This window comes from Chloroflexota bacterium, from assembly GCA_020850535.1.
GTDB lineage: Bacteria > Chloroflexota > UBA6077 > UBA6077 > JACCZL01 > JADZEM01.
On the sequence record JADZEM010000050.1, the window covers coordinates 1 to 3,007 of the forward strand.

At 69.1% G+C, this 3,007-nt stretch carries 4 protein-coding genes; 3 read left to right on the plus strand and 1 reads right to left on the minus strand.

The features are described from left to right. On the minus strand, positions 1 to 546 hold a 546-nt coding region (locus IT306_07885; protein MCC7368326.1), incomplete at its 3' end, for an isochorismate synthase. A 154-nt stretch (positions 547 to 700) separates the two neighbouring features. Between IT306_07885 and IT306_07890 the strand changes: the two genes are divergently transcribed. Genes IT306_07890 through IT306_07900 form a run of 3 tightly spaced genes read left to right on the plus strand, consistent with a single transcriptional unit; the run spans position 701 to position 2,976 of the window. Continuing rightward, positions 701 to 1,996, plus strand: coding sequence for a geranylgeranyl reductase family protein (locus tag IT306_07890; protein ID MCC7368327.1), 1,296 nt, complete (start codon positions 701 to 703; stop codon positions 1,994 to 1,996). Positions 1,997 to 2,039: 43 nt separating this feature from the next. Beyond that, positions 2,040 to 2,399, plus strand: coding sequence for an NADH-quinone oxidoreductase subunit A (locus tag IT306_07895; protein ID MCC7368328.1), 360 nt, complete (start codon positions 2,040 to 2,042; stop codon positions 2,397 to 2,399). Positions 2,400 to 2,418: 19 nt separating this feature from the next. Continuing rightward, a complete protein-coding gene (locus IT306_07900; GenBank protein MCC7368329.1) occupies positions 2,419 to 2,976 on the plus strand; it encodes an NADH-quinone oxidoreductase subunit B in 558 nt (185 codons plus the stop codon). Positions 2,977 to 3,007: the final 31 nt, after the last annotated feature.

Below are 3,007 nucleotides of genomic sequence, written 5' to 3' on the forward strand. Positions count from 1 at the left end.
CCAGTTCGGGTCCAGCGGGGTCTCCGAGACCAGCGTCAGGCCCCTGGCCAGGACGACCTTGTCCAGCTCGCCCCGGCTGATCCGCGACACCGCCTCGCCGACGATGTCCTGCCACTGGGCCCGGCCAAGGCTCGCGGCCGCCTCCTTCACCGCCACCGGCGCTGCCGGTCGCTCGTTCAGGTCGGGCATGCCCGGCAACGGGACGTCCGTGCCCCCGACGACAGTGAGCCAGGACTGCCCGTTGCGGCGACCGATCACGATCCTGGGGACGACCACCACCGAGTGCTGCTCGGTGTGGTCGGGGTCGAACACGAAGGACGCGAAAGCGATCGGCCCGGTGCCCGAGCACTCCAGGTGCTCGGACTCGTGCTCGATCCGCCCGCAGGTCTCCTGCCACCAGTCGTCGGCCTCGTCCGCTGTGCCGCCCTCGAACCGGGCCACCTCGCCGATGCCGACCATCCCGTCCCCGCGCCGCAGCCAGGCATGGCCGCCGGCTGGTGGCAGGTAGGCGGTCAGGTCACCGGGATCATCGATCCCGATCGTCATCGCTCGCCACTGGGGGCCGGGCGGGTGATGGATCACAACCGCAGGATAGCCGCTGCGCCCCCGGGTCGCCGGACGCGCTGTGGCGCCAAATGGCTCCGTCAGGCCAGATTGCCTAGACTGACGGAAGTCCCCCGAGCCAAGTGCAGGAGCGCCCATGTCCGAGCCGCAGCCGGCAGAGCCGGCCACCGGCTCAGCCATTGAGGCCGACGTGATCGTCGTCGGCGCCGGACCGGGCGGCTCGACCGCGGCAGCCCACCTCGCCGACCGCGGTCTTGACGTGGTGCTGCTGGAGAAGAGCACCTTCCCGCGCGAGAAGGTCTGCGGCGACGGACTCACTCCGCGCGCCGTCAAGCAGCTGATCCGGCTGGGCATCGACACCAGCCAGGCTGCCGGCTGGGTGCGCAACAAGGGCCTGCGGGTGTACGGCGGCCGCAGCGAGCCGTTCGAGCTGCCCTGGCCGGAGCTGGCCGAGTTCCCGCCCTACGGGCTGGTGCGGGCACGGGCGCAGTTCGACAAGATCCTGGCCGACCGCGCCGTCGCCGGCGGCGCCCGGCTCTACGAGCAGACCAACGTGACCGCTCCGATCGTCTCCGCCCGCACCGACCGGATCGTCGGGGTGACCACGAAGGACGGCCGCCAGTTCCGCGCGCCGCTGGTGATCGCAGCGGACGGCAACTCCGCCAGGCTGGCCATCGGCATGGGGCTGGCCAAGCGCACGGACCGGCCGATGGGCGTCGCCGTCCGGGCCTACTTCAACTCACCGCGCACGAACGACGACTACATGGAGTCCTGGCTCGAGCTCTGGGACGGCAAGGCGGGAGAGTCCGCCCTGCTGCCCGGGTACGGCTGGGTCTTCGGGATGGGCGACGGCACCGTCAACGTCGGCCTCGGCACGGTCGCCTCCAGTTCGGAGCCGGCCAAACTGAACTACCGCGACATGTTCTCCCGCTGGCTGGCCAACACCCCGCCGGAGTGGGGCTTCACCCCGGAGAACCAGGTCGGGCCGACCCTCGGCGCAGCACTGCCGATGAGCTTCAACCGCCAGCCCGCCTACACCAGGGGGCTGCTGCTGGTGGGGGACTCCGGCGGCATGATCTCGCCCTTCAACGGCGAGGGCATCTCGTATGCGATGGAGGCGGCGGAGATGGCCGCCGACGCGATCGCCGACGCCCACTTCCGGGGCTTCGGGACGCCGAGCGCTGAGCGCGCCCTGGCCGGCTACCCGGCCCGGTTGAAGTCCGAGTGGGGCGGGTACTTCCGGCTCGGCCAGGTGTTCGTCTCCCTGATCGAGCACCCGCAGGTGATGCACCTGTGCACCCGCTACGGACTGCCGCGGCCGACGCTGATGCGGTTCACCATGAAACTGCTTGCGCACCTGTACGACACCCGGGATGGTGATTGGATGGACAAAGTCATCGGCACCCTCGCAAAGGTGGCACCCTCAGCATGACGAATTCCGCGCTCCGCAAGCTGCAGAAGGGACGGGCACCCCGATGAGCCCCTACATTCCACTGCTGGGCATCATGGCCCTGGCGGCAGGCTTCCTGGCGATCTCGATCACGCTCAGCGCCTTCCTCGGGCCGCGGCGCTACAACAAGGTCAAGTACAGCCCCTACGAGTGCGGCATCGAGCCCACCCCGGTGGCCGTCGGCGGTGGCCGGTTCGCGATCAAGTACTACATCACGGCGATGCTGTTCATCGTCTTCGACATCGAAACGATCTTCCTGTATCCGTGGGCCGTCACCTTCAGGCAGCTGGGCCTGTTCGCCCTGATCGAGATGGTGCTGTTCATGGCGACGGTCTTCATCGCGTACGCCTACGTCTGGCGTCGCGGTGGGCTGGACTGGGACTGAGCGAGTTAGGGACGTAGATATGGGCATTGAGGACAAGATCCCCCAGGGCGTGGTGCTGACCACGCTCGAAGGCGTGTTCGGCTGGATGCGGCAGGCGTCCTTCTGGCCGGCCACCTTCGGCCTGGCCTGTTGCGCGATCGAGATGATGGCCTACGGCGCACCCCGGTTCGACGCCGGCCGCTGGGGCCAGGAGGTCTTCCGCGCCTCACCGCGCCAGGCCGACCTGATGATCATCTCGGGCCGGATCAGCCAGAAGATGGCCCCCGTCCTGCGACAGGTCTACGACCAGATGCCCAACCCGAAGTGGGTGCTCGCGATGGGCGTGTGCGCCTCCTCCGGCGGCATGTTCAACAACTACGCGATCGTCCAGGGCGGCGACCACATCGTCCCGGTCGACATCTACGTCCCCGGCTGCCCGCCGCGCCCGGACATGCTGATCGACGCGATGTGGAAGCTGAAGAAGGGCATCGTCGCCAAGCGCCCGATGGCCCAGAACGAGCTGGACGCGTACGCGGAGGCCGAGGCCGCAGCGCTGGCCGCGCCCGCAACGCACGAGCTGAAGGGCCTCATGCGATGACCGACGACAAGTTGCCCGGCGAGGAGAAGAC

Coding starts and splice junctions, on each gene's coding strand:
- IT306_07890 (MCC7368327.1), top strand. CDS start 701: ATGTCCGAGCCGCAGCCGGCAGAGCCGGCCACCGGCTCAGCCATTGAG.
- IT306_07895 (MCC7368328.1), top strand. CDS start 2,040: ATGAGCCCCTACATTCCACTGCTGGGCATCATGGCCCTGGCGGCAGGC.
- IT306_07900 (MCC7368329.1), top strand. CDS start 2,419: ATGGGCATTGAGGACAAGATCCCCCAGGGCGTGGTGCTGACCACGCTC.